Here is a 26573-nt window from a genome sequence, read left to right as displayed (position 1 = left end):
AAAACCCTAGAAAACCTTTTATATCAAGGTTTTCTAGGGTTTTTGCTTTTTTATCGACAATGCACAATCATGCATTAAATATTGTTATTTTTGGGCTGACATTGGGGGAAGATTGGTGCTAATAAATTACGGTGAATGTGTGTATAGGAATGCGTGAGTAGGATTGAGGCTAATTGCTTCAATCTTTTTTTCGGGTTAACTAGTGATCCGAAGAATAAAAGAAACTATCTGTTTAGTCGATAGCCTCTTCGATAAAAAATCGGATTAAACTTTTGTTTTCCCTGTACTTTTTCTTCCAAAATTTCACCTCCTACTATTTCTCTTATTTAATACGTTTATCAATGGAAAAAGTTTTAATTTCCTATTCATTTAATTAAATATTTATTCTCAAACAAACGTCAAGAAATCATTTTATGCGATTGATACTATATCCATTAATATGCTAGCAGAAACGATTAAACGACCTGAGCCTTTAAAATCCCGGGCTCAAGCCGCTTCATACATGTTTATTATTCTCCTTGACCTAGCACAGTTCAGCATTCTAAATTTTTCTTATTTCATTTGTTGTTGCAATAGAACTCAAAATACCTATTGTCCCGAGAACTAACAACGATTTCGATGGACCAATAATTCCCAATGTTAATCCTCCTACTCCTACGACAGTTGTGAAATACCTACTATATTTCAGTTTTGATTTTGTTACTTTTGGCGTTTTCACATTTACCCTAACCATCTTATTTACCTTACTCAGAGCAGTATCTAATTGTTTAATCATTTTAGTTTACCTCCGTTAGAATTAATTGAATAAAAAATCAATAGCGGGATTTACTAATAGCAAGAAACTGGAAATCAATACATATACGCCATATTTTTTCTTTTTTAAAATACAAAGCAATCCAATAATAAACACCACAAGTGCAAGCCCAATTGATATGTAGCTGAATATTCCTATAGAACTATTTTGTTGCAAGATATCTAATATTAAATTTCTCAAAGCAAATCCCCCAATCTTAATGTTTGTTTCAGTTAGTTTACACAATGGTCATTAGTAAGATTTTTGTTTGCTAAAGAAAATGAATTTGTAAAAATTTGATATATTGAACTATCGAGTAGAAAATTGAATATTTCGCATTTGTTACAAACTAAATCTTTTTTCATCGCTGCGGTATATAAAAGTGTGCTAAAGATCCCATATGCTTTTTCTCTTGAAATTTTCACATCTAGATTTGAACGCTCTAAAACTTCATCAAAAAAATTCTTATCATTTTCTCTTAGACTTTCAATTTTTTCTTTAGGTAGCTTTTTTAAAAACAAATGATAATCTGGATTGTTGAAATTATATAATGTAGGATGCTTTACATACTCTTCAAAAAGCCAGTTCATAGCTTTTTTAAACCCTTCTATACCTGAGTTAGTCTCTATCATAGAGTGCCATTGTTCTTTCAATTGATTTTGAATCATCGACAGTACTTCTAGAAAGAGCTCTTCTTTTGTTTTATATAGCCTGTAAAAAAATTCAGTTGATATGCCAACTTCATTAGTAAGTGTATCGATGCTAGTTAATTTGTATCCTTTCGTTTTCCAACTCTGAGCACAACTTTCACGTAACTTTTGTTTAACTAATGGAATATCTTCCTCAGTAAAATTTTTAATCATTAGATCAGTTCCTCTAATTAGTATCATTTAGATCAGCCCCTTTCATTTCATACTTTAATTGTACGAATCGATTGTCTCTTTTTTCTTACTCATTCCTTACAAGTTTATTAATTTTATAAAACTTAAGATGAAACAAATGCAAAAGTAGAAATGGCTTAATCATGCTGAAAAAAGCCCTCCACGGTGCCGCACCCTAGAAGTTAGAATTGAAAATCTAACTTTTGGGGTGTTTTTTTCTGACAAAATATAGGGATGAATTTAAATTAAAAGTTGTTAAAGAATATTTAGAAGGTACTTTAGGCTATAAATTATTAGCTATGAAATATGGTATTCCTGCTGAATCTCAACTAAAAAATGGGTACGTGAATTTCCCTCTCCAACTTTTTTCGTTTAGTTCGCAATAAAAGCCCTACCATTAGGTAAAGAATTGTAGTAATAATGCCTGCCGTTGGAGAAACAAGAAATTCTTTTCCCTGAGAAATTTTAATATATCCATCAAGAATAAGTGGATTCACAAGCGCATCTTCTGTCATATGCATAAGGACAAGTGGCCAAATACTTTTCGTCATTAAATAAATTTCTGTATACATTACTGTCCAGCAAATCATCGTCACAATACCTATCAACGCAAATAGCCACCTATTTACAGGAAGTACACTAAAGATGTCACTTTCTGATAAGAACACTAAAAAATACGGGATATGCCAAGCTCCCCAAACACCACCAGCAATAAGATACAACCAAAAATCATTTACCTTTAACGTTAAAAGTTTACTTGTCAAATAACCTCTCCAAACGGATTCCTCAAAAAAGTTTTTAACAAATTGGATCAGTAAACCACCAACAAAAACTGAAATTAATGCATCCAAATTAAAATCCGAAAAATCCATCCAGCCAAATATATAGCTTACTAACAAAACTATAGTAGTGATGACAGGATAGACTAGGAGCGAGACAATATACCATTTTATGTTGCCTTTCAAATTAGGTAATAAGCCTATATCTCGCCACCCATCTCCTGCAAAGACACGTAACAGTATAGTTGTCAGCAGCGGAAATACTAGCCAAATTCCCATCCCAAGCGTGTCACCTTTAGGCTGTTCAGGGATGGAGCGATCTACAAAAACACCAAGCCAACCACATAGCAAAACAACAACTATAAAGATTATTAAGTTCCGTGTAGTTTTCACTTTTAATTCGCCTCCCTGTTTTCAAGGATTGAAATAACCCACATTGAATTGGGACAAGGAGTTTCGGGATGCAGCGCAATGTATTGGGCGATTCCTTGTATAGAACACCAAAATGCTACCGCAAGTGCCTCAGCATTTCCCTGTTTAATTTCTCCTAGTAATTGCCCCTTCTCTATTAATGAAATACTCTTTTTTATTAATTTATCTGCTTCCGTAAGCATTTCTTTTAAATCTTCCGACAAGGAATCAAGATGCTGTGCATTTTCCATTAGCACAAACATTTTTGCTGCAGATGGGTTTGTACGGATCGTGTCAAACAAATCCTCAGCAGCCGTTGTAAAAATTGCCAATGGCGATTCATTCATAAAATTAAAATCCAACTTGAGTCTTTCACACCCTATGCGAATTAACTCTTCATAAAGCTTTTCCTTAGAGTCAAAATAATGAAAAAGTAGCCCCATGCTCATATCAGCAGCTTTAGCAATATCAGCAACTTTCGTTTCACCGTACCCCTTCCGAATAAACAAATCTAATGCAGATTGTAAAATTAAAGCCCTTCGTTGTTCTTTTTGTTCATGTCTAATTGACATTTTTACCCATCCTTTTATTGAAAATATTTTCATTGAAATTGTATTCAATAAAATTGCAAATATCCCTGAAAAGTGCCCTAAAAATGAAAACTTTAATAAGTTTTCATTCCCTTTTGTAAATATCAATAAAAAAGGAACCTTTTATCTTTATGAAAGTCTAAATGGGAAATATCGGAATAAAAGAGGAAATAATGGGGGTTTCTGAACTTACTGTGATGGTAAAAACATCAAAGCAAGGGAATTAAGCGTCCAATTACTTTTAAAGAAAGTCTACTGCATATCACTTCTCATAAAAAGGCTTCACTAGCTCTCCTATTATTAGGCTTTTTGCTAGTAGCTATTTGGTTCGGATATGAGCAGGAGGTATATCATTTTAATGCTCACAGTGGTTATCCTCCTATAAGTTTAGGTTCAAAAGCAATTGTCTATATGTGCGCATTACTTGGATATACGGTCATTCCTTATTTACTGCTTGCATTATGGCTCTCCTTAAACATTTCAAAAAGAAAAAGAATTTAATTTAAATATTCTGTAAATTATGACTATTTTATGTACTTTAAAATAGTAATTACTCAATAAAAAAACGACTTAACCACTACTATTATAGTAAAAACAAAATATCAGTTATTTACTATTCAATACTTCTTTAAAATAGAACACATTTCCCAAAAATATATTTTACTTTCATAGGAAAACAATTCTTAAACCATTTTAAAATCAATATCCCTAGACAATTCAACCTTCCTCCAATCAAAAAACAAGGCTAACTTTTTTGTAAAATAATAACACGATTAAAATTAACAATTTTAATAAAAATACGAGTTGAACTTTTACAAAAAATAGAATACTATGAATTTCGAAAGGTGGTTCGCCATCATTCAAGCAATAACAATTTTTTTAAAGGGGTTGGAAATATGTCAGACGTTCTAAAGCAATTTGTTATGCCGAAAACAAACTTATTTGGACCTGGAGCAATTCAAGAAGTTGGTAAACGCTTAAATGATTTAGAAGTGAAAAAGACATTAATCGTAACAGATGAGGGCTTACACAAACTAGGTCTCTCTGAACAAATTGCTAACATCATTATAGCTGCTGGAATTGATGTAGCAATTTTCCCGAAAGCAGAACCAAATCCAACAGATCAAAACATTGAAGATGGGATTACAGTGTATCATGCTGAAAACTGTGATTCGATCATTTCTCTTGGAGGAGGTAGCGCACACGATGCAGCGAAAGGTATCGGACTTATTGCTTCGAATGGTGGACGCATTCATGATTACGAGGGCGTTGACAAATCACAAAACCCATTGGTGCCATTAATCGCTATTAACACAACTGCTGGTACAGCAAGTGAAATGACTCGCTTCACGATTATCACGGATACAACTCGTAAAGTGAAGATGGCCATTGTAGACAAACATGTTACTCCACTACTATCAATTAATGACCCAGAGCTAATGATTGGCTTACCTCCTGCTCTAACAGCGGCAACTGGTTTAGATGCATTAACACATGCAATTGAATCATTTGTATCGACAAACGCAACACCAATTACTGACGCTTGCGCTGAAAAGGTACTTCAGCTAGTTCCTGAATATTTACCACGTGCCTATGCAAACGGTGCTGATTTAGAAGCGCGTGAACAAATGGTTTACGCACAATTTTTAGCAGGCATGGCGTTTAATAACGCTTCACTTGGCTATGTACATGCAATTGCTCATCAATTAGGCGGCTTCTATAATCTACCACATGGTGTATGTAATGCTATTTTATTGCCTCATGTTTGCCGCTTTAACTTAACAGCACGTACTGAGCGTTTTGCAAAAATCGCTGAATTGTTAGGTGAAAACGTTGAAGGATTAAGTAAACGTGATGCTGCCGAGAAAGCAATTACAGCAATTGAAAATCTTTCTAGCGATTTGAACATTCCAAGTGGCTTCCGCGAATTAGGTGCGAAGGATGAGGATATTGAAATCTTAGCGAAAAATGCAATGTTAGATGTATGTGCTTCAACAAACCCACGTAAAGCAACGTTAGAAGACATTAAACAAATTATTACAAATGCGATGGGTCCTGTAGCAAAAAAAGAAGAATCACTCGAAGCTATCGCACTTTCTTAATAAGTAATCAGAAGGCATGTCTCTTGGCATGCCTTTTTTATTGAGGAAAACATTCTGTCATTGTATGTGACTCCAACACTCGCTATACTTTTCTTAAAAAGAATTGGAGATAAGAAGATGCGTTTAATATCAATATGTCCTAGTAATACCGAGCTTGTTGCTTATTTAGGTCTGACTGATCAACTTGTTGGTGTCGATGATTTTTCGGATTGGCCATTAGCAGTAAAAAACTTACCTCAGCTTGGCCCAGATTTATCAATTGATATGGATGCATTAGAGGCATTGCAGCCTGATCTTGTACTCGCATCCTTAAGTGTCCCTGGCATGGAAAAAAATATTGAAGCGTTACAAGCTAGAAATATTCCCCATATCGTTTTTAATGCTAATTCATTAGAGGAAATCGCACAGGATCTCCATACTTTAGGTAAAGCCTGTGGAGTTGAAGGGCGTGCAAAAGAAATCTCTGAGGAATATTTACAATGTATCGATCGTCTTCGCACAATTGCTAAAACGATTCCTAAAAAGCCTACTCTCTATTGGGAGTGGTGGCCAAACCCTATCTTTACGCCAGGTAAAATAAATTGGCTAACTGAAATTAGTGCCATTGCTGGTGGGCAAAATCTGTTTCAAGATGTAGAACTAGCAAGCGTGCAAACTGATTGGGCAGATGTAGTAAAGCGCGACCCAGACTATATTATGATGGCTTGGGTAGGAGTTGCTTTTGAGCGTATTCAACCGGCTAATTTATTGAAGCGTGCACATGCGCAGGAGCTTCAAGCCGTTAAAACGAAACAGCTTCACGTAATGGAGGAATGGCTTTATTGTCGCCCATCACCACGTCTTATAGAGGGTGCATTAAAGCTAGCGAATATGCTTCACCCCGAAGAATATAAGCACGTAAAGCTTCCTAGTTTTTTAGATAGCTAAAAGAAATGTCAACGAAGTCTTTGTTAATATTGTGGCACTTTAAATGAGAGTGATTTCGGTTCTATGCTACTCGCTTTCGCGCAGGTAAAACATTGATAGAGTTTCGTCTTATAACTATGACATGCCAGAAGATACATGCTATGTGAAGTGGTTGTTTGGAGTGGAGACCGGGCGACTCCATAGGGATTAGCAATAGGGGAACGAAGGCTAAAACCATCACGTCCTGTGATAACGCCTTCGTGACCAACATCCTGTTGGCCCGAGACCCTGCAGTGAAGTGAAGCGGCTCATCGGACGCCCCCAGGAAAGCGCCCAGCCGGAACGGAAATTACCCCCTCGTTTTGCCGAGGTGCCATACTTTATTTTCAACAAAACGAAACATCCCCTCAAATATTGAGGGGATGTCTTGTTGTATAAGTCTGAGTTAAACAAACTTCACCATATGGTATTTTTTCTTGCCGCGACGAACAATGCTGAATGCATCTTCTAAACGATCTTTGCCGTCGATTACATATTCTAATTCAGTGACTTTTTCACCGTTCACGCTAATCGCACCATTTGTTACGTCTTCACGAGCTTGACGTTTTGAAGGTGAAATACCCGCTTCCACTAATAAGTCCACAATGTTTTTATCTTCTTTCGCCAATTCAATAGAAGGAACATCTTTAAACGCATCTTTCATTTCATCAGCAGAAAGTGCTTTTAAGTCTCCAGAGAATAAAGCAGCTGTAATGCGGATCGCTTGGTCTAATGCTTCTTGACCATGAATTAAGCGAGTCATTTCTTCAGCTAGTGCTTTTTGCGCCTTACGTAAATGTGGTTCCTCTTCTACAGATACTGCTAATGCTTCAATTTCTTCACGAGAAAGGAATGTGAAGATTTTTAAGTATTTTACAACGTCAGCATCCGCAGCATTAATCCAGAATTGGTAGAACTCGTATGGAGATGTTTTCTTACTATCTAACCATACAGCACCACCCGCTGTTTTACCAAATTTCGTACCGTCTGCTTTCGTTACTAACGGAATTGTGATACCGAAGGCTTTTGTCTCTTCCTCATGTGTTTTACGAATAACTTCTAAACCTGTTGTAATATTCCCCCACTGGTCAGAGCCACCTACTTGAATACGGCAGTTGTAATGGTTGTATAAATGATTGTAATCAATACCTTGAATTAAAGTATACGCAAACTCAGTAAATGAAATCCCTGTATCAAGGCGTGATGCAATCGTATCCTTTGCTAACATGTAATTCACGTTAATTAATTTCCCGTAATCACGTAAAAACTCAATCGTATTTATATTGCCAATCCAGTCACGGTTATTCACTAATTGTGCACCATTACCATCTTCTGCAAAATCAAAAATACGCTCTAATTGACTACGGATACCTTGAACATTTTTATCAATTTGCTCAACTGTTTGTAATTGGCGTTCTTCAGAGCGACCAGATGGATCTCCAATCATACCAGTCGCACCACCAACTAATAAAATTGGACGGTGACCTGCTTTTTGGAATCGACGTAGCGTTAAAAGAGGCACAATATGCCCAATATGCATAGAATCCGCAGTTGGATCAACACCACAGTACAAAGATACAGATTGTTCATCTAATAATTTCGTCATACCTTCAGCATCAGTTTGTTGGTACAACAATCCGCGCCATTCTAAGTCTTGTAATAATTCGTTCGTCATTTTTATTCCTCCTAAGTGTTTAATAATTCCGTGTAGGGAGAAACAAAAAAGTCCCTACACGCAAAACATTGCATGCAGGGACGTTATAAACTAACGCGGTACCACCCGGCTTGAAGATGTCATCCATCTTCCTCTTCATTCAACCGCCTTTATCGCAGGCGCGCACGTCTAAGCTCCAAGCACGTAATTCGTCTCTACATTATGACCAGCTTTCACCAACCGCCGGCTCTCTAAACAGGGAATATAGACACTACTGCAAGCTCTTCTTCGCTAGAAAACTATAAGCATTATTCTAAACGATTCTTTTTCATTGTCAATAATTATGTTCGACCTAAATCAATATGTGCTATAATAGACAAGATTTTAGGAGGTCGATACATTGAAAGATTGGATTGAGAAAATCAATGCAAAGATCGATGAATTAATTCAACAAAAATGGATGAAGAAATTACGTATTTCAGGAAGTGTTACCTGGAACTTATTTTTACTATTTTTAGTCTTTGCATTGGTAGGTACTGTATTTGCCGGTTCAGTTGGCGCTGGCTATTTTGCGTCACTTGTAAAAGAAGAGCCACTACGCTCAAAGCAAGAATTACGAAATGAAATTTTCAACTACGATTCAACAAGTGAGATTTATTTTGCTAACGATATTTATATCGGAAAATTACGTACAGATTTAGACCGTCGAACAACAACATTAAACAATATCGCACCTGATGTTATTAATGCGGTATTAGCGACAGAGGACGAGTATTTCCGTGAACATAGCGGAATAGTTCCAAAAGCTGTCATCCGAGGGCTACTTCAAGACGTCACAAACTCTTCCACTCAAACTGGTGGTTCTACACTAACACAGCAACTTATAAAAAACCAAGTATTAACAAACGAAGTATCTTATGAGCGAAAAGCAAAAGAACTTTTACTTGCGATGCGTTTAGAGCACTTTATGAAAAAGGAAGAAATTTTAGAGGCCTATTTAAACATAATTCCTTATGGGCGTAACTCTTCTGGTCGAAACATCGCAGGAGTTGAAACAGCTGCTGAAGGTATTTTCAATGTAAAAGCAAAGGATTTAACGCTTCCTCAAGCAGCGTATATAGCTGGTATTCCTCAAGCACCTTTTACTTACACACCTTTTACAAATACGGGTGCACTTAAAAGTAAAGAAGCTCTTCAACAGGGTATTGATCGTATGAAAACTGTACTTTTTCGCATGAAAGACGCAGGTTACATTAACGAGGCTCAATATAAAGAAGCACTCGCTTATGATATTACTGCTGACTTCCGTTCACCAGAGATGCGAGCGGAAGATCGCTACCCATGGCTAACATATGAGCTTGAAAGTCGTGCGACAGAAATTATTGCTGAAAAACTAGCAGTAGAAGATGGTATTGATCCAGAACGCTTAAAAAATGAAAAAAAATTAAAAGATAAGTATACGATCCTAGCAGATCGTGATGTCCGCTCAAAAGGTTATCGCATCTATTCAACTATTAATAAAGATATGTACGATGCGATGCAAAAAGCAGCGGAAAACTTTCAAAATTACGGTCATACTTACACCGTCAAAGACAAAGACCCTGTAACAGGTGAAGAAATTGATGTTCAAATGCCTGTACAGGTTGGAAGTATTTTAATTGAAAATACTACCGGACGTATTTTAAGCTTTGTCGGTGGTCGTGACTTTGAATTGAAAAAATATAACTATGCTACACAGGCAAAACGTTCAAATGGTTCAACAATGAAGCCACTACTCGTATATGCACCTGCCATAGAATACGGTGTAATCGGTGCAGGTAGCCCATTAGTCGACGTAAAATTCTCTATTCCCGGATGGAGCCCAACAAACTATAATACTAATGATGAACGAGGACTAATCCCTGCACGTGAGGCATTAGCAGATTCACAAAACTTATCAGCTATACGTCTATATTATAGTATTCTTAACAGACGTCCTGCCGATTATTTAGTAAAGATGGGAATCACAACCTTAAAGCCTAAGGACTTCACAAACCCTGCAGCTAGTATTGGGGCCATAGAAGAAGGTATTACTGTTGAAGAGAACACCAATGCCTTTGCAACTTTTGCAAACAGCGGACAATTCATTGACTCTTATATGATTGATAGAATTGAAGACCAAAATGGAAATATTATATATAAACACGAAGTTAAACCTGAACAAGTGTTTAGTCCTGAAACTTCTTATATCGTTACAGATATGTTACGAGATGTGTTAACAAAAGGTACTGGTACAGTTGCAAGAAATACACTTAAATTCTCTTCTGACTTTGCTGCTAAAACAGGTACTTCACAAAATTATAAAGACGTTTGGTTTGTTGGTTATAACCCGAATGTTTCTCTTGGTGTATGGATGGGTTATGATAAAAATGAAACACTAGATGCATTTAATAATACGTATCAACGGCCTAGCGTGCGAATTAACAAGCTATGGGGAACATTAATGAATTCTGTGTATGATGTCGATCCACAATTAATTGCCCCTAAAACTAGATTTACGCAACCGAAAAACGTTGTTACAGCATCATTCTGTGGTATTTCTGGTTTAGCGCCTTCAGCAGCATGTGCTAATGCTGGCCTCGTGCGCTCTGACTTGTTTAACGCAAAAGTATTTTTACCTTCACAGCCTGATGATAGCTTAGCTTCCGCAAGCGTTGTTACGATTAAAGGTAAAACCTATAATGCACTTCCTAACACACCATCAGAATTTGTAAAACCAGGTGGTGCAGGTATTAATCAAGCATTCATTAAACGAATGTTAGGCAGACTTGGTGGTAACCCAGCCAGCCTATTACCAAAAAATTCAACATTATCGAATTCATCGGTATCAGCCGTTGATTTCCCGGCAGATAACAATGCGCCAGCAGCAGTAACTGCTTCAATTAATGGTAATACATTATCTTGGACAGGCTCTTCAAATGATGTAGTCGGTTACCGAGTTTATAAAGTAACAAACGGCGGTAGAACGCTTGTCGGATCAGTGCTTGAATCATCACAAAGCATGACTGTAGCAAGTGGGCAAGCCTATGTTGTTGTCGCTGTAGATATTACAGGTTTAACTTCAGCGCAATCCAATGTCGTTTCTACTGGTGGTAGTGCGAATGAAAAACAACCTGAAAAAGACAAGGAAGAAAATGTTCCACCAACTACCCCACCTACTAACGGCGAAGACTCAAACCAAAACGGAAACGGTTCGGAAAATGGCAATGGGTCAGATGGTAGTAACGGGAATAGCTCAAACAATGGAAACGGCTCGAATAACGGTAGTGGTTCTGGAAATACCGGAAACGGCTCGAATAACGGCAGTGGTTCCGGAAATACCGGAAACGGCTCGAATAACGGCAGTGGTTCCGGAAATACCGGAAATGGCTCAAATAACGGTAATAGTTCAAATAACGGTAATGGTTCCGGAAACACCGGAAATGGCTCTAACGGAGGAGACAACGGAAATACAACTCCACCGACTAATCCACCACCTACCCAATAATAAACAGGCATGGCATACTACAAAGTAATTGTAGTATGCCTGTTTTTTTGTCATTATAAAGGGGACTACTAATTTGAAGGGGTGGAAATAATTGAACATTTTAGTTTTAGGAGGCACTCGTTTTTTTGGTAAAAAGCTTGTTGAACTCTATCTTCAAAATGGGCATAGCGTAACTATTTTAACACGTGGACAAAGTGGAAATCCTTTTGGCACAAAGGTGAAGCAGCTAATTGTTAATCGAGATGATGCCGATTCGTTGTCACAGGCACTATCAGGTACAACATGGGATATTGTCTATGATAATATTTGCTATTCTCCTAACGAAGCTCATAAAATATGTGAAATTTTAGAAGGTAAAACGAAAAAGCTCGTTTTCACATCTACTCTATCCACCTACGAAATAGACAGCATTGTCAAAACTGAAGAAGATTTTAATCCATATGATTATGAAGTTCGGATGGGGAATCGTGAAGATTTTTCGTATGGTGAGGGTAAGCGTCAAGCAGAGGCAGTACTTTTCAAAGAGGCCACGTTCCCTGTTGTCGCTGTACGTTTCCCGATTGTTATGGGGGAGAACGACTATACACGCCGTTTACATTTTCACATTGAACGAATTTTACAGGACCAGCCTATTTCATTACCAAATATTGAAGCAAAGATGAGCTTTATTACGGATGACGAAGCAGCAGCATTTTTATATTTTGCTGGCATTACACCAATTGAAGGACCTTATAATGCAACAGCTACGGGTGCAATTTCATTAAAGGATTTGCTGGGGCTTATTGAAGAAACAACCGGAAAGCATGCGAAAATTTCACTAGTAGGTGGTGATGAAATGTCGCAGTCACCGTATGGAGTTCCTGCAGATTGGTATATGACAACTACAAAGGCGGAGGCTGCAGGCTTTGCATTTAGTCAACTTCATGATTGGCTCCCTACTCTAGTGAAAACATTAGTAAAAGAATTACAATAGGATTTCACTAAATAAAAAACTTATCACCATAATGTGAGGTTGATTTCCGTTCCGACTGGGCGCTTTGTTGCTGACGCTTCGCTTTCGCGCAGAGCAGAGCTTCCTGGGGGCGTCCGATGAGCCGCTTCACTCGCGTTGCTCGCTCCAGGGTCTCGGGCCAGGGTCTCGGGCCAACAGATGTCTTTTGCGCGAAAGCGTAGTGCAACGAAGCGACAGCAACAGCACCGATGTTGGTCACGAAGGCGTTATCACAGGACGTGATGGTTTTAGCCTTCGTTCCCCTATCCGCTAATCCCCAAGGAGTCGCCCAGCCTCCACTCCAATCAACTTATTCATATGGCATTTGTTTTAACAAAATGTCATCCCAAACTTCCGATGATAAGCCATTAAAAATCTGCTAGACTTCTCCAAAGAAAGTCTAGCAGATTCATTTTCATCGTAATTAATTGACCTAATACTATAACAGTATCGTTTTTAATATTGCAACTGCTTCATCGATCTCTGCTTTTGAAACGGTTAATGGTGGTAGTAGACGAATAACATTTGGTCCTGCTCCTACTAATAATAAGCCGTTTTCCTCTGCTGCAGCTATATACGAGGCTACCTCAGTATCGCCACAACCAATGCCAAGAAGTAAGCCCTGACCCTGTACCGTATACGTAGTCGGTAGATTCTCTTTCAACTGCTTAACAAAATACGAAGATTGCTGCTGCACATTTTGTAAAAAAGCAGGTTCAAAAACATGATTAAGCACGGTTTCAGCAACACTCATCGCAAGTGGGTTCCCACCGAATGTTGTCCCATGTGTGCCAGGACCAAATGAATCATATAGCTCGGCTGTTCCAAGCATCCCACCGACTGGGAATCCACCACCTAGCCCTTTTGCCAATGTCACGATATTTGGCTTTAAAATCGTTTGCTCATAGGCATATCTTGTTCCTGTTCGTCCAATACCTGTTTGAACTTCATCGATGATTAGTAATATTCCTTTGTCGTCACAGACTTTAGCGATTGCTGCTGCGAATTCTGGTGATACACTGTTAACACCGCCCTCACCTTGAATCATTTCTAGCATAATTGCCGCAACAGAATCGTCAATCGTTGCTTCAAGTGCTGACACATCATTAAAAGGAAGAATCGTAAATTTTTCAACAAGCGGTCCGAAGCCATTATGTATATTGCTCTGACCTGTTGCGGACATCGCTCCAAAAGTTCGCCCATGAAAAGATTTTTCAAAAGTAATAATATGATTTTTCCCTGTATGCTTACGAGCAAGCTTAATGGCCGCTTCATTTGCTTCCGCACCACTATTACAGAAAAATGCATAAGAAAAATGTGTATCTGCTATTAATTTTTGCGCAACCTTCTCCTGACCGGGAATATCAAATAAATTAGAAATATGCAAAAGCTTTTTACTTTGATCATGAACAGCCTCCACGATTGCAGGATGTGCATGACCAAGACTCACTACAGCAATTCCACTTGTAAAATCTAAATATTTTTTCCCAGCCGAATCTTCTACAACAGTTCCTTGCCCTTTGACAATTTGGGCGCGGCGTTTGCCATAGTTTCCAAATAAAGCACTCATTTTATCAACTCCTACTAATTTTGGCTATAACAATCTTCTTCTCTAAATAACTATATTGCTACCTCTATGCCATTGAAAGGTCACTCTTAAACTATAAAGAAGAATGACTTTTACTAATTTGCTTTCTTCATCCCCCAGATAAAATCGTCGTACCTACTAAGGATTCTCCAACAATTTGCACTGATGGAATGCCTGCACTTAAGCATTCGAGAGCTCCATTAACTTTAGGTATCATCCCTCCATAAATATGCCCCTCCTCAATCCATTGATTGATGAAAGAAGGTGTTGCTTTCGATTGATATTCATCGTTAATGCGAATACCACTTACATCCGTTACAAGTAATAAGCTATCTGCATCTATTGCTAGCGCTATTTCACTTGCTACCGTATCTCCATTAATATTTAATGCCTGACCATGTTCATCTGATCCCACGCAAGCAATAACCGGTACAACCCCAGCACTAATTATTGCTTCTAGCAAAAATGTGTTGACGGTTTTCACTTCACCAACAAAACCGTATACGTCTTTATCTAGATAATCCGCTACAATTAACTGACCATCGAAGCCGTTTAATCCAATCGCAGCAATGCCAGAAGTCGTTAATTCATGAACAAGCGCAGGATTGACCTTTCCTATTAACGTTGACTGTACAATATCCATTGCAGCTTCACTCGTGACACGAATACCATTTAAAGCATGTGATTCTATTCCGCGCACCGCTAGTTCACGGTTAATAGCTGGACCACCACCATGGGTAATAATAAGCTCTATGCCGCTTTCTTGGAGTTTTTTAAAATTCTCAAAAAACGACTCATTTAAGCCCTCTAACGTACTTCCACCAAGCTTAATGACCATTCGTTTACGAGCGGTATGAGGCATTGATTTGAACGTAGTCATAAGTTAGATCACATCCCCAAGCATGCCCCTTGCCTTCCCCAATACCAAGCGACACATAGATTTTCACTTCATGCATTTTTAAAATTTGAATTAACCCATCCTCCGAAAATGGAATCGGCTCACCGTTTTCAACCATCGTAACACCGCCAATTTGGATCGTAATTTTTTCTGGATCAACTGTTGCGCCACTATAGCCTACAGCGGCAATAATACGTCCCCAGTTTGCATCACAGCCAAATACTGCCGTTTTCACAAGTGGTGAACCAACTACCGTTTTAGCAATTTTACGTCCTTCTTCATCCGAAAACGCCCCTTCAACTTCAACCTCAATTAGCTTCGTTGCCCCCTCACCATCTTTGGCAATCATTTTCGCTAAGTCTTCAGCTACTGTTTTCAATGTATAATAGAAGTTTTGCCAATCTGGATGGTCAGGAGTTAAAGCTACATTTCCTGCTAAGCCGTTTGCCATTACAACTACTGTGTCATTTGTAGATGTATCCCCATCCACTGTAATTGCATTGAAAGTCATATTTGTTATATCAGATAAGGTAGCCTGTAGCACATCTGATTCAATATTTGCATCTGTCGTAATAAAACCTAGCATCGTTGCCATATTTGGTTCAATCATACCTGACCCTTTTGCAACACCAGCGATAATAATCTCTTTGCCATCAACAATAGTACTGTAACTTGTGTTTTTCATAACCGTATCTGTTGTCATAATCGCTTGTGCAAAATCAATAGCACTTTCTAAATTATCCTTTGGCTCTAACTGATAAATCCCATTTGCCAGTGGCTCCATATTCATAATTTCACCGATGACACCCGTTGAGCAAACACCTACTAAATTTGCCCCGATACCTAGCTTTTCTGCCATGAGGGCCTGCATTGTTTGTGCATCCTTCGCTCCTTGCTTTCCTGTACAAGCATTTGCATTTCCGGAGTTGACAATCATCGCCTGCATTTTCTTCGTTGTATACACAACCTCTTTCGTTACTTTTAATGGTGCTGCCTGTACAGCGTTCGTTGTAAAGACACCTGCTACACTTGCGGGTACTTCACTAACTAACACAGCTAAATCTTTTTTCTTATGCTTTAAACCACAATGTAAACCCGCAGCTTTAAAGCCCTTTGGTGAAACAATATTTTTACTTGATAATTTTTTCATAATACTCGTGGATGCTATTAATGTCATAAAATTTTTCCTCCTTAGTTAATCAATTTTCCTTGGCATATAAAGAGTAGCTGACGCTCTGCTTTCGCTACATAAAAGATTCGCTGAAATAAGTTACAGAAAGAACGGAACGACATCTAATCCTGTCGTTTGTGGTAAATCAAATTGAACGTTCATATTTTGAATGGCTTGCCCTGCAGCCCCTTTGACTAAATTATCGATAACGCCAACAATTGTGGCACGATTCGTACGGCTATCAACTTTCACCGAAATGTCGCAATAGTTCGAACCTTTAACGCGGTTTGTTCCTAGACTATTTACATCTGTAACAATCCGCACAAACGGATGCTTTTCATAGGCACTCTGTAAACAAGCAACTAGCTGCTTCTCTGTAACACCAGACATAACAGGTGCATATGAGGTAGATAAAATCCCTCTAGTCATTGGCACTAAATGAGTATTAAAAGATATGGTTGTATCAACCCCCGCGAACATTGAAATGGCCTGCTCGATTTCCGGTATATGCTGATGTGTATTCGTTTTATAGATTGAAAAGCTTTCGTTGGTCTCACTAAAATGCGTTGTTTGCGATGGTTTATTCCCAGCCCCAGAAATCCCACTTTTCGCATCAATCACTAAAAAGCTCGAATCAATCAATCGTTCTTTTAGCAATGGTAACAACGAAAGTAAAACGGCTGTTGGATAACACCCTGGATTTGCGATAAGAGGAGCATGTTGAACATTTTCTGCATTCCATTCAGTTAAGCCATATACACTTTGTTGAATAAATTCTAATGGCGCAGCTTTTTTACCGTACCATGCTTTATAACTCGCTGGATCTTGTAAACGGAAGTCACCAGACAAGTCTATTAATTTAGGACCTTTCCCTACCAATGGAGGTAATAACTCACTTGTCACCCCTGAAGGTGTACTTGTAAAAACAACATCAAATTTCTCCAAAGCCCCATAATCAATTTTTTGTAAAGGTGTATCGGCAATATTAACAAGATGACCAAACTTAGAAGAAAAATTTACGCCTTCTTCTGAAGATGTGAATAAATCGATCCGTTCCACCGCTTTATGATTATGTAAAAATCGAATAAGTTCTAAGCCACCATATCCGGTTGCACCAACAATTCCTACTTTCAATGCACTCACCTCTGAAATAAGTTAAAATTAGTATACGTCTGCATATTTATTAAGTCAACTGAATTTTTATTTATATCTGAATTTTTCGCAATATTTATTGAGTAATTGATTTTAAGACAAAATTTGAAGAACTAGACGAGTATTTGGCATGGTCTAATTTCTTGGATTCATTTGCGTTTGATTCTGATGAACATTCTTTTCGTGCATTTGCGGTGGAAAATTGCTTATACCCAATAAAGATACCATTAAGAAAAAAATGATAATAACAAAGTTTTTGGGAATATTTGTAGAATGATAATATATAATGAAAGAAACATAAGTAACCTTGGTTAATAAAAGGACGGGATTATGAAAAAGGGGAATATAAATTTGAAAAAAATTTTTTTAATATTGAGTTTGTTATTATTAGTTGCGTGTTCAAATGATGAAGTTAAATATGATGGAGCACCTTTAAAAATTGCTGTAGTTGGTGATATTCCTGAATTAAATAACGAAAAAATTCATTTCGAACCAATTTCATTAGATGATTTTAGTGAAGATACATTGCATATTTCAACAAATTTTGATGCTGTTATGATAACACCAGTGATGTTTGAAGAAGCATCAGATGATAGATTTGTTAAAGTTTATAATAATTCTAAAATGCCAATTATTTTTTTTGATTCAACAAAACGTCATTTTCCATTTACAAGAGAAGGGGTTACCTATGAAACAGCTCATTGGGAATCATTAAATAATAGATCTCATACAACAATTTATTTATCTGATAACGATGCAAATAGAGAAGATGCTTGGTATTTCTATTTAAAAGGTGAAAAAGAGTTAGATATCCTTTACAAAGATATTTTCCAAAAGATCGAAACATTATAAAGGTATATTTTCATGTATTTTCCATCAGAAAACCAGCGTATTCGAAAATTCTCGAATACGCTTTTCATTTGAGAAAAAAATACTCAAGTTAAACAGCGCTTTTTAAAAAAGAAAGCAGGAATTTTTCGTCGACCGAATAAATTCCTGCTTCATATAATTAATCTTCCATCGTAGATAAATCACCAGTTGGTAAATTTAACTCCCACGCCTTTAACACACGACGCATAATCTTACCACTGCGTGTTTTTGGTAGCTTATCCTTAAATTCGATTTCACGTGGTGCTGCGTGTGCAGATAAGCCCTTCTTAACAAAATTACGAATATCCTCTATCAATGCATCTGAAGGTTCAACTCCCTCACGTAATGATACAAAGGCTTTAATAATTTCACCTCGGACAGGATCTGGCTTTCCAATCACCCCTGCCTCTACTATATCGGGGTGCTCTAGTAGCTTACTTTCTACCTCGAAAGGACCTACCCGCTCACCAGCTGTCATAATAACATCATCTACACGCCCCTGGAACCAGAAGTAGCCATCATCATCCATATAGGCAGAGTCCCCAGACACATACCATTCACCTTTTAAGAAATAGGATTCATAACGCTCTGGATTTCCCCAAATTTGACGCATCATTGCAGGCCAACCACGTCGAACCGCTAAATTCCCCATTGTAAAAGGTGGTACTTCATTACCCGCATCATCAACAATCGTCGCATGAATACCTGGTAATGGTTTACCCATTGAGCCTGGCTTAATATCCATAGAGGGATAGTTACAAATCATATGCGCACCAGTTTCTGTCATCCACCACGTATCATGAATGCGTTGACCTAACTCATCAGTCCCCCAACGAATTACCTCTGGATTTAACGGCTCACCAACAGATAAAATGTGACGTACCGAAGATAGATCATAGTTCTCAAGCATACCACTACCAGCACCCATTAACATTCTGAAAGCAGTTGGTGCACTATACCAAACTGTTACACTATAATCCTCAATAGCTTGGTACCAAGCTTGTGGTGAAAATCTCCCACCAACAATTAGCATTGTGACACCATTTAACCATGGACCAAAAATGCCATACGCTGTGCCTGTCACCCATCCTGGATCAGCTGTACACCAGTAAATATCGTCTTCACGCAAATCTAATACCCATTGCGTTGATTGGTATTGTTGAAGCATTGCATTATGAACATGCAATACGCCCTTTGGTGCTCCAGTTGATCCAGAAGTATAATGAAGAATCATACCATCCTCTCTGTCCATCCATTCAATATCAAATTGAGAAGATGCTTCTTTCAAGCGTCTATTAAAATCTAAAATTTGTGTTGTTTCCTCTATTTCAGATCCTACTAAAAAGACGTGCTGCAAATGCGGTAGCTTTGCTAAAGGTACACGTTCAAGTAACTCTGGTGTTGTCACTAATACTTTAGCCTCGCTATCTGCAAGTCTGTCATAAACAGCTCCTTCCATGAATGCCTCGAATAGTGGACCTACAATCACACCCATTTTCAATGCGCCTAATAAAGAAAAATAAAGCTCCGGTGAACGTGGCATAAAAATAAATAATCGATCACCTTTTTCCAAATTTGTTGCTGCCTTAAAAACATTTGCGGCTTTATTCGTCAGCTTTTTCATTTCATTGAAAGAATAAGCCTCTTTACGCTTTCCATCATTAAAATAAAGTGCAACTTTGTTTTTTCGATGCGTTTCTGTATGACGATCAATTGCCTCGTATGCCATATTTACAAGCCCTGTTTCATACCAACTGAATCCCTTTTCTGTCTCTGTCCAATCATGTGTTGCCGCTGCTTTCTCATAATCAAGCAAATTATATTGCCCCGGTAAAGCATTCAACTTCTCCAACATTTTCATCCCCATGAAACTACCCCTCTCTTTGCGATCGCCTTAGTATATTAGTAAGCAAATTTTCAATTATGCCTCGGCATAATTGCGTCCGGAATCGGCTTAGTGCTTGCACAAAGCCGATTTCATGACATCCGCCGGAGGCTTTAACTTCTTTCAGCAGGTGTTTGGATACCCGTTGAAAAGTAACTTAATTCAGCATCAGCATTCTTCTCACCATCTATAGAAGTGGGAGACTTCTGTACCTGCCGCTACGCTTTCGGTACAAAAGTGATTTGTAACTGCCGTTTCACTTACGTTACAAAAAACATTTGTAGCTGATGCTTCGCTTTTGCTACAATAGACATTTGCTGAAAGAAGTTAAATCGTAATTTCATTAATTCCCCCTTAAAAATCCGCCACCTTCTCCAAAGACAACTACGTTATGTAGCACTTGTTATACAACAGTTAAGGTAGTGTAAAATTAGTGAATGCTTATTCACACTACATTCATCTGTTGAATAACAGATGCAATATACATATATTTTACACGAAATCACTAAGAATGTCTTAATATTTTCACTTTTCTAAAAACACAGGTATATTTTGCAAAAAGTAGCGTTTTTCCGCAGGAAATCAGCTATAATGGAACTATTAAACTCAGGTGGTGTAATTATGGAACACAAAAAAACTTTTTTTTCTGTCACAAAGGAAACAAAGCATGGTACTGTGTATGTGGAAGGACCTGTTCCTCCAGAAAAATTAGCGACATATTCATTCCACGAAGGCTTGGTTGCTTTTAGACCTCCAAAGCAACAGCAGCAAGCCATTATAGAAATTGCAGGACTTCCTGAAGGACGAATTATTATTATTCGAAATGAAAACATTATTGTAGGCTACGTTACTTATCTATATCCCGATCCACTCGAACGCTGGGCGGAGGATCGTATTGATAACATGATTGAGCTAGGTGCTATTGAAGTCATTCCAGACTATCGTGGTACAGGTGCTGGTAAAGCACTACTAGCCGTATCTTTTATGGGAGATGAAATGGAAGACTATCTTGTTATCACTACCGAATATTATTGGCATTGGGATTTAAAAGGGACTGGTTTAAACGTTTGGGATTATCGCAAAATGATGGAGAAAATGATGGGCTCTGCCACCTTCGAATATTTTGCTACAGATGACCCTGAGATCACATCACATCCTGCTAACTGCCTGATGGCACGTGAAGGCAAACGCGTGCCTCCTGAGACAATGGAAAGATTCGATAGACTTCGCTTTAAAAATCGCTTCATGTATTAAAACCAACACAAAGGGGATGAGTATATGATCGTAGAAGAAATTATGAATAATGAGCCCTACACGTTGGCTCCGACAAATACAGTGGTTGAAGCGCTGAAGTTCATGCGTGAGAAAAAAGTACGTCATTTACCAGTTGTAGATGAGGAGCATCATGTTCTTGGGGTGATCACTGAAAGAGATATTAAAGAGGCATTGCCTTCCTCGTTACGGGATGAGCCTAATTCACCAGTTTTTAATGCAAAAGTGGAAGAGATTATGATTAAAAATCCAATTGTCGGTCATCCTCTTGATTTCGTAGAGGAGGTTGCTCTTACTTTTTATGAATCTAAAATAGGCTGTTTACCAATTGTCTCCGGAGGAAAATTAGTTGGGATTGTCACTACCACAGATTTACTCTATACATACATAGAGTTAACTGGTGCCACTGAACCTGGCTCAAAAATTGAAATTCGTGTATCCGATACGCCAGGAATATTATTTGAGATTACTAAAATTTTTCGTAAACATCATGCAAATGTCCAAAGCGTCTTAGTTTATCCTGACTCTGAAAATACGCAAAATAAAATTTTAAGTATCCGAGTAAAAACTCTCAATCCACTAGCTATGATTGAAGAACTTCGTAAAGAGGGCTTTGATGTATTATGGCCTAATTTACCAGGTGTTTCATTACAATGAAAAAAGCAGTATTTGTGTACTCGCCAGAGCAACTCGGATATAAATTTTCAGATACCCATCCTTTCAATCATAAACGCTTGACGCTTACAATGGATTTGTTAAAGAATATTGATGCTCTTGATGATTTGGATATCGTTCCAGCTCGTGTCGCAACAGAGGAAGAACTTTTACTTGCACATGATCCAAAATATATTGAAATCGTTAAAAGAGCAGGACATGGTGAGCTTTCAGAGGCACAATGTGAAAGCTACGGCATAGGCACCGAAGATACACCCATTTTTGAAAATATGCACGAAGCAAGTGCACAGCTTGTCGGTGGAACATTAACAGCTGTCGATTATGTAATGGAAGGAAAAGCCGAGCACGCCCTCAATCTAGGGGGAGGGCTACACCACGGCTTCCGCGGCCGTGCATCAGGTTTTTGTATTTATAACGATAGTACAGTAGCTATTCGCTATTTGCAGGAAAAATACAATGCTCGTGTACTTTATGTAGATACCGATGCCCATCATGGAGATGGGGTGCAATGGAGTTTTTATGAAGATCCAGATGTTTGTACATTGTCTATTCATGAAACAGGGCGCTATCTTTTCCCCGGAACTGGTAATATTACGGAACGCGGGAATGGACAAGGCTATGGCACTTCTTTTAATTTTCCAATTGATGCTTTTACAGAAGATGAGAGTTTCCTAGACATATATGAAAAGGCTATGCGAGAAGTCTTTGAATTTTTCAAGCCGGATGTTGTGTTAACGCAAAACGGCGCAGATGCACATTATTTTGATCCATTAACACATTTATATGGAACAATGAACATTTATAGAGAAATTCCAAAGCTTGCGCATAAATTAGCACATGAATATTGTGGGGGGAAATGGATTGCCGTTGGCGGTGGAGGCTATGATATTTGGCGTGTTGTGCCTCGCGCGTGGTCGATGCTATGGCTTGAAATGACAGATCAGCAATTACCAACAGGCCCCCTACCACAAGCTTGGTTAGATCGTTGGCAGCCTGAAGCACCAGTGCCTTTTATTCCAACTTGGGAGGATCCAAATCCATTGTATGAGCCAATCCCTCGAAAGGCTGAGATTGAAGAAAAAAACGCGCAAATGCTAACCAAAGCGCTTCATATTATTCGCAATGAAAAACACGTTTAACACTATGCCTCACGACAATCGTGAGGCTTTTTATTTTCACCTTAGTCCTCTATCGGTTACTTTCGGCTTTCAATCTCTCTATAAAAAAACACGCAAATCCATTATCAGATTAACGTGTTAATTACTGTTATTTACTTTTGACAGACTGTCGATGTTCTATACGATGAGGTAAAATAACCGCTTCGTCCTCAACAGGCTCTTTGCTCATCAATTTAGTTAGCAAGCGCATTGCGACAGCTCCGATATCATACAGCGGTAATGCGACACTTGTTAGCTGTGGACGAACCATGCGTGCTAATTTTGAATTTTCAAAGCTGATCACTTCGATATCCTCAGGTACATCTTTACCTGCATCCTGTGCACCATGAATCAATCCAATTGCTAATTCATCACTACCTGCAAAATAAGCAGTTGGAGGATTTTCAAGTGAGGATAATGATTCCCACGCCTCTAAGCCCATATCATAGCTCGATTCTTCTGCAGCGATTAGTGATTCATCTATAGGTAAACCTGCGTCTTGTAAGGCTTTTTTATAAGCTTCAAGTTTGAATTTTCCATTAATAGTATACGTAAGCGGACCTGTTACGAAAGCGATTCGCTTATGGCCATTTTGAATGAGTAATGTAATCGCCTCATAGGCTGCTTGGAAATAATCAATGTTAACAGTCGCAATTGTTTGCGATTCATCTACTGAACCTGCAAGCACAATTGGTACCGGTGAATGATCCATAGTTTGTTGCATTTTTTCAGTCACTTCATCACTCATCATAACAATACCGTCAACCTGTTTTCCTAGCATTGTATCCAGTAGCTGAAGCTCTTTATCTTCATGTTGGTCTGAGTTGGCTAAAATAATATTGTAACGATACATTGTTGCAATATCCTCTACACCACGTGCCAGCTCCGCATAAACATTATTTGCAATATCCGGGATAATCACGCCAACTGTTGTTGTTTTCTTACTTGCTAATCCACGCGCTACTGCGTTTGGACGATACTCTAATCGTTCAATTACTTCTAATACTTTTTTTCGTGTTGCCGGTTTTACGTTTTGATTACCATTGACTACACGAGAGACCGTTGCCATAGAAACATTTGCTTCTCTTGCAACATCATAAATTGTAACAGTCATCGTACGTGCCTCCCTTTTTTCCTTTTATAGCCTTATCATACGATAATTTTCATATTCTTTTCAAGAAGCAGTATGTACATGAAAAGAAAAACCAAGTACAAATAGTACTTTTCTAGTCATTATTTTGTCACTATATAGTAAACACCGCCTGCCGATTAAAGCAAGCGGTGTTTATCAACATATCAATTATGCCCCGGCATAATTGCGTCTGGAATCGGCTTTGTGCTTAGGCCTACGTGATGCAGGTCAGTTAGCTGTTATCGCAAGGATGCGATGGTTTTAGGCTAACATCCCCTAAGAACTCCTTTCCGATTCCGTGACATCCGCCGGAGGCTTTGGGCCAACAGATGTTTTTTGCGCGAAAGCGTAGTGCAACGTAGCGACAGCACCGATGTTGGTCACTCAGTCGTGTGTTGTTGCTGTCGCTTCGCTTTCGCACAGATAAAACCGTGTTGCTGTCGCTTCGCTTTCGCACAGATAAAACCGTGTTGCTGTCGCTTCGCTTTCGCACAGATAAATTGCCACAGGACGTGGCGTTCTTAGACTGAGTTTCTCTATTTCAGCGGGTGTTTGGACACCCACTGAAAAGTAACTTAAATCTGCATTCATCTCACCACCTATAGAGGTGGGAGACTTCTGTACCTGCCGCTACGCTTTCGGTACAGAAAATAATTGCTGAAAGAAATTATGCATTGATTTCATGGCTCTTCATGAATTTTTGTAGTGTATCGTAGAAAGCATCAAATGTTGGAATATCCATTTGTTGTTGTGAATCAGAAAGTGCTACAGATGGATCTGGATGCACCTCTGCCATAACGCCATCAGCTCCAATAGCAATTGCTGCCTTAGCACATGGTAATAGTAAATCACGACGACCTGTTGAATGCGTTACGTCTACAAATACTGGTAAATGCGTTTCTTGTTTTAAAATTGGTACAGCAGAAATATCTAATGTGTTACGAGTTGCTTTTTCGTAAGTACGAATACCACGCTCACAAAGAATGATGTTCTCATTTCCTTTAGACATAATGTATTCTGCAGCGTGAATGAATTCATCAATTGTCGCCGCTAAGCCTCTTTTTAAAAGTACAGGTTTATTTGTTGCACCCGCAGCTTTTAATAATTCGAAGTTTTGCATATTACGTGCACCAATTTGGATAACATCGATGTAATCTAAAGCTTCCTCTAAATGACCTGGTGTAACGATTTCCGTAATAACGCCTAAACCGTATTCCTCTGACACACGTTTTAAAATTTTAAGTCCTTCTAATCCAAGACCTTGGAAGTCATATGGAGAAGTACGTGGTTTATAAGCGCCGCCACGAATTAACTTTTCACCTTTTGCTTTAATAGATTCTGCTACTGCCGCTACTTGTTCGTATGATTCTACAGCGCAAGGTCCAAATACGAAAGATGGTTTTCCTTGGCCAATTAGCTCACCATTCACATTAATGACAGTATCTTCTGATTTTTTCTTACGGGAAACAAGTAATTCTTTTTTCTTATCCGCTTCAAGTTGTTTTAAAGCTGTTTTAAAGATTTGCTTAAATATATAATCAACCGTCATTTGGTTTAATGGACCTTGATTGTGCTCTTTAATAAGATCAAGCATATGGCGTTCACGTAACGGGTCATAGCGATTCACACCTTGTTTTTCTTTAATCTTACCGATTTCATCAACTACTGCTGCGCGTTCGTTAATTAGACGAAGAATTTCTAAGTTTAAACCGTCTATTTGACTACGTAAGCTTTCTAAATCTTTTTGGCTCATTTTTCTTGCTCCTCTCCTCATGACAGACACTTTCAGAACTCTGAAATGTATGTTACATTTTTAGATATTAGCAACATTATAATCAATGTTGCACAGAATGTCACGCATTTTTAATTTAGCGCTTCAACTCGCTAAATTATATTAACATATTACGAGAAAGGAAGCGAGTATAAAGAACTCCTTTCCGTTTCGTGACATCCGCCGGAGGCTTTGGGCCAACAAATGTTTTTTGTGCGAAAGCGCAGCGACAGTAACAAATGTTTTTTGTGCGAAAGCGTAGCGTCAGCAACAAATGTTTTTTGTGCGAAAGCGTAGCGTCAGCAACAAATGTTTTTTGTGCGAAAGCGT

At 38.3% G+C, this 26573-nt stretch carries 22 protein-coding genes and 1 other annotated feature; of the genes, 8 read left to right on the top strand and 14 right to left on the bottom strand.

Annotated features, from left to right (window positions below; genetic code table 11):
* Positions 1 to 541 precede the first annotated feature (541 nt).
* The 5 genes from ACIQ7T_RS02225 to ACIQ7T_RS02205 form a co-directional block, all read right to left on the bottom strand.
* Positions 542 to 775, bottom strand: a complete 234-nt coding sequence (locus ACIQ7T_RS02225) for a hypothetical protein (protein WP_370075741.1) — start codon at positions 773 to 775, stop codon at positions 542 to 544.
* Between the two features lie 21 nt (positions 776 to 796).
* Positions 797 to 994 (bottom strand): hypothetical protein, encoded by a 198-nt coding sequence (locus ACIQ7T_RS02220; protein ID WP_370075743.1) that lies wholly within the window; start codon positions 992 to 994, stop codon positions 797 to 799.
* A 32-nt stretch (positions 995 to 1026) separates the two neighbouring features.
* Positions 1027 to 1656: a TetR/AcrR family transcriptional regulator gene (locus ACIQ7T_RS02215; RefSeq protein WP_402868348.1), complete on the bottom strand. Its 630-nt coding sequence runs from the start codon at positions 1654 to 1656 to the stop codon at positions 1027 to 1029.
* A 347-nt stretch (positions 1657 to 2003) separates the two neighbouring features.
* Positions 2004 to 2846 carry a CPBP family glutamic-type intramembrane protease gene (locus ACIQ7T_RS02210; protein ID WP_370075747.1) on the bottom strand — a complete coding sequence of 281 codons (843 nt, stop codon included), beginning with the start codon at positions 2844 to 2846 and terminating at the stop codon, positions 2004 to 2006.
* Between the two features lie 2 nt (positions 2847 to 2848).
* The gene (locus ACIQ7T_RS02205; protein WP_370075749.1) at positions 2849 to 3436 is read right to left on the bottom strand and encodes a TetR/AcrR family transcriptional regulator; all 588 of its coding nucleotides are present in this window, start codon (positions 3434 to 3436) and stop codon (positions 2849 to 2851) included.
* Positions 3437 to 4350: 914 nt separating this feature from the next.
* Between ACIQ7T_RS02205 and ACIQ7T_RS02200 the strand changes: the two genes are divergently transcribed.
* Both ACIQ7T_RS02200 and ACIQ7T_RS02195 read left to right on the top strand, forming a co-directional pair.
* Positions 4351 to 5556 carry an iron-containing alcohol dehydrogenase gene (locus tag ACIQ7T_RS02200; RefSeq protein WP_402868346.1) on the top strand — a complete coding sequence of 402 codons (1206 nt, stop codon included), beginning with the start codon at positions 4351 to 4353 and terminating at the stop codon, positions 5554 to 5556.
* Between the two features lie 117 nt (positions 5557 to 5673).
* Positions 5674 to 6483, top strand: coding sequence for a cobalamin-binding protein (locus ACIQ7T_RS02195; RefSeq protein WP_402868344.1), 810 nt, complete (start codon positions 5674 to 5676; stop codon positions 6481 to 6483).
* Between the two features lie 424 nt (positions 6484 to 6907).
* Here the strand turns inward: ACIQ7T_RS02195 and tyrS are convergent, their stop codons facing one another.
* Positions 6908 to 8176, bottom strand: coding sequence for a tyrosine--tRNA ligase (gene tyrS / locus ACIQ7T_RS02190; protein WP_370075755.1), 1269 nt, complete (start codon positions 8174 to 8176; stop codon positions 6908 to 6910).
* Positions 8177 to 8249: 73 nt separating this feature from the next.
* Positions 8250 to 8453, bottom strand: a binding site (T-box leader).
* A 102-nt stretch (positions 8454 to 8555) separates the two neighbouring features.
* Here tyrS and ACIQ7T_RS02185 point away from each other — a divergent pair.
* Complete coding sequence (locus ACIQ7T_RS02185; RefSeq protein WP_370075757.1) at positions 8556 to 11681, top strand: transglycosylase domain-containing protein; 3126 nt, start codon at positions 8556 to 8558, stop codon at positions 11679 to 11681.
* A gap of 91 nt (positions 11682 to 11772) precedes the next feature.
* On the top strand, positions 11773 to 12654 hold the full coding sequence (locus ACIQ7T_RS02180; RefSeq protein WP_402868341.1) for an NAD-dependent epimerase/dehydratase family protein: 882 nt from the start codon (positions 11773 to 11775) through the stop codon (positions 12652 to 12654).
* A 457-nt stretch (positions 12655 to 13111) separates the two neighbouring features.
* Here ACIQ7T_RS02180 and ACIQ7T_RS02175 read toward each other — a convergent pair whose 3' ends face one another.
* The 4 genes from ACIQ7T_RS02175 to argC all read right to left on the bottom strand — a co-directional run bounded on the left by ACIQ7T_RS02175 (position 13112) and on the right by argC (position 17463).
* Positions 13112 to 14242 (bottom strand): acetylornithine transaminase, encoded by a 1131-nt coding sequence (locus ACIQ7T_RS02175; RefSeq protein WP_402868339.1) that lies wholly within the window; start codon positions 14240 to 14242, stop codon positions 13112 to 13114.
* 127 nt (positions 14243 to 14369) lie between these two features.
* Positions 14370 to 15140 carry an acetylglutamate kinase gene (argB, locus tag ACIQ7T_RS02170; RefSeq protein ID WP_370075763.1) on the bottom strand — a complete coding sequence of 257 codons (771 nt, stop codon included), beginning with the start codon at positions 15138 to 15140 and terminating at the stop codon, positions 14370 to 14372.
* Positions 15103 to 16335: a bifunctional glutamate N-acetyltransferase/amino-acid acetyltransferase ArgJ gene (argJ, locus tag ACIQ7T_RS02165; protein ID WP_370075765.1), complete on the bottom strand. Its 1233-nt coding sequence runs from the start codon at positions 16333 to 16335 to the stop codon at positions 15103 to 15105. The genes argB and argJ overlap by 38 nt, the downstream gene beginning before the upstream one ends.
* A gap of 93 nt (positions 16336 to 16428) precedes the next feature.
* On the bottom strand, positions 16429 to 17463 hold the full coding sequence (gene argC, locus ACIQ7T_RS02160; RefSeq protein ID WP_402868337.1) for an N-acetyl-gamma-glutamyl-phosphate reductase: 1035 nt from the start codon (positions 17461 to 17463) through the stop codon (positions 16429 to 16431).
* Positions 17464 to 17832: 369 nt separating this feature from the next.
* Here argC and ACIQ7T_RS02155 point away from each other — a divergent pair, with 369 nt between their 5' ends.
* Entirely contained in the window at positions 17833 to 18333 is a 501-nt protein-coding gene (locus tag ACIQ7T_RS02155) for an amino acid oxidase (RefSeq protein WP_370075769.1), read from the top strand.
* A 157-nt stretch (positions 18334 to 18490) separates the two neighbouring features.
* Here ACIQ7T_RS02155 and acsA read toward each other — a convergent pair whose 3' ends face one another.
* Complete coding sequence (gene acsA / locus ACIQ7T_RS02150; protein WP_402868334.1) at positions 18491 to 20218, bottom strand: acetate--CoA ligase; 1728 nt, start codon at positions 20216 to 20218, stop codon at positions 18491 to 18493.
* Positions 20219 to 20857: 639 nt separating this feature from the next.
* Here acsA and ACIQ7T_RS02145 point away from each other — a divergent pair.
* From ACIQ7T_RS02145 to ACIQ7T_RS02135, 3 genes are read left to right on the top strand one after another with little or no spacing between them, the layout of a single operon-like run.
* Entirely contained in the window at positions 20858 to 21490 is a 633-nt protein-coding gene (locus ACIQ7T_RS02145) for a GNAT family N-acetyltransferase (protein WP_370075773.1), read from the top strand.
* A 24-nt stretch (positions 21491 to 21514) separates the two neighbouring features.
* A complete protein-coding gene (locus ACIQ7T_RS02140) occupies positions 21515 to 22165 on the top strand; it encodes an acetoin utilization AcuB family protein (protein ID WP_370075775.1) in 651 nt (216 codons plus the stop codon).
* The gene (locus ACIQ7T_RS02135; RefSeq protein WP_370075777.1) at positions 22162 to 23322 is read left to right on the top strand and encodes an acetoin utilization protein AcuC; all 1161 of its coding nucleotides are present in this window, start codon (positions 22162 to 22164) and stop codon (positions 23320 to 23322) included. Before ACIQ7T_RS02140 ends, ACIQ7T_RS02135 begins: the two co-directional genes overlap by 4 nt.
* 127 nt (positions 23323 to 23449) lie before the next feature.
* On the opposite strand, the gene ccpA is transcribed toward ACIQ7T_RS02135, so the two are convergent.
* From ccpA to ACIQ7T_RS02120, 3 genes are all read right to left on the bottom strand, one after another.
* Positions 23450 to 24454, bottom strand: coding sequence for a catabolite control protein A (gene ccpA, locus ACIQ7T_RS02130; protein WP_370075779.1), 1005 nt, complete (start codon positions 24452 to 24454; stop codon positions 23450 to 23452).
* A 685-nt stretch (positions 24455 to 25139) separates the two neighbouring features.
* Positions 25140 to 26225 (bottom strand): bifunctional 3-deoxy-7-phosphoheptulonate synthase/chorismate mutase, encoded by a 1086-nt coding sequence (locus ACIQ7T_RS02125; RefSeq protein WP_370075783.1) that lies wholly within the window; start codon positions 26223 to 26225, stop codon positions 25140 to 25142.
* A 136-nt stretch (positions 26226 to 26361) separates the two neighbouring features.
* Positions 26362 to 26573: hypothetical protein (locus ACIQ7T_RS02120; protein WP_402868331.1), on the bottom strand; the 212-nt coding region annotated here is incomplete at its 5' end.

Source organism: Lysinibacillus sp. NPDC096212 (assembly GCF_044763105.1).
In the GTDB taxonomy this organism is placed as follows: Bacteria; Bacillota; Bacilli; order Bacillales_A; family Planococcaceae; genus Lysinibacillus.
The sequence above is the reverse complement of the archived record's forward strand: the minus strand, read 5'-3'. Positions and strand labels throughout refer to the sequence as shown.

Excerpts from the sequence above, each read along its gene's own strand:
- ACIQ7T_RS02225 (WP_370075741.1), bottom strand. The coding sequence starts at position 775 with ATGATTAAACAATTAGATACTGCTCTGAGTAAGGTAAATAAGATGGTT.
- ACIQ7T_RS02215 (WP_402868348.1), bottom strand. The coding sequence starts at position 1,656 with ATGATTAAAAATTTTACTGAGGAAGATATTCCATTAGTTAAACAAAAG.
- ACIQ7T_RS02205 (WP_370075749.1), bottom strand. The coding sequence starts at position 3,436 with ATGTCAATTAGACATGAACAAAAAGAACAACGAAGGGCTTTAATTTTA.
- ACIQ7T_RS02200 (WP_402868346.1), top strand. The coding sequence starts at position 4,351 with ATGTCAGACGTTCTAAAGCAATTTGTTATGCCGAAAACAAACTTATTT.
- ACIQ7T_RS02195 (WP_402868344.1), top strand. The coding sequence starts at position 5,674 with ATGCGTTTAATATCAATATGTCCTAGTAATACCGAGCTTGTTGCTTAT.
- tyrS (WP_370075755.1), bottom strand. The coding sequence starts at position 8,176 with ATGACGAACGAATTATTACAAGACTTAGAATGGCGCGGATTGTTGTAC.
- ACIQ7T_RS02175 (WP_402868339.1), bottom strand. The coding sequence starts at position 14,242 with ATGAGTGCTTTATTTGGAAACTATGGCAAACGCCGCGCCCAAATTGTC.
- argB (WP_370075763.1), bottom strand. The coding sequence starts at position 15,140 with ATGACTACGTTCAAATCAATGCCTCATACCGCTCGTAAACGAATGGTC.
- argJ (WP_370075765.1), bottom strand. The coding sequence starts at position 16,335 with ATGACATTAATAGCATCCACGAGTATTATGAAAAAATTATCAAGTAAA.
- acsA (WP_402868334.1), bottom strand. The coding sequence starts at position 20,218 with ATGGGGATGAAAATGTTGGAGAAGTTGAATGCTTTACCGGGGCAATAT.
- ACIQ7T_RS02145 (WP_370075773.1), top strand. The coding sequence starts at position 20,858 with ATGGAACACAAAAAAACTTTTTTTTCTGTCACAAAGGAAACAAAGCAT.
- ACIQ7T_RS02140 (WP_370075775.1), top strand. The coding sequence starts at position 21,515 with ATGATCGTAGAAGAAATTATGAATAATGAGCCCTACACGTTGGCTCCG.
- ACIQ7T_RS02135 (WP_370075777.1), top strand. The coding sequence starts at position 22,162 with ATGAAAAAAGCAGTATTTGTGTACTCGCCAGAGCAACTCGGATATAAA.
- ccpA (WP_370075779.1), bottom strand. The coding sequence starts at position 24,454 with ATGACTGTTACAATTTATGATGTTGCAAGAGAAGCAAATGTTTCTATG.
- ACIQ7T_RS02125 (WP_370075783.1), bottom strand. The coding sequence starts at position 26,225 with ATGAGCCAAAAAGATTTAGAAAGCTTACGTAGTCAAATAGACGGTTTA.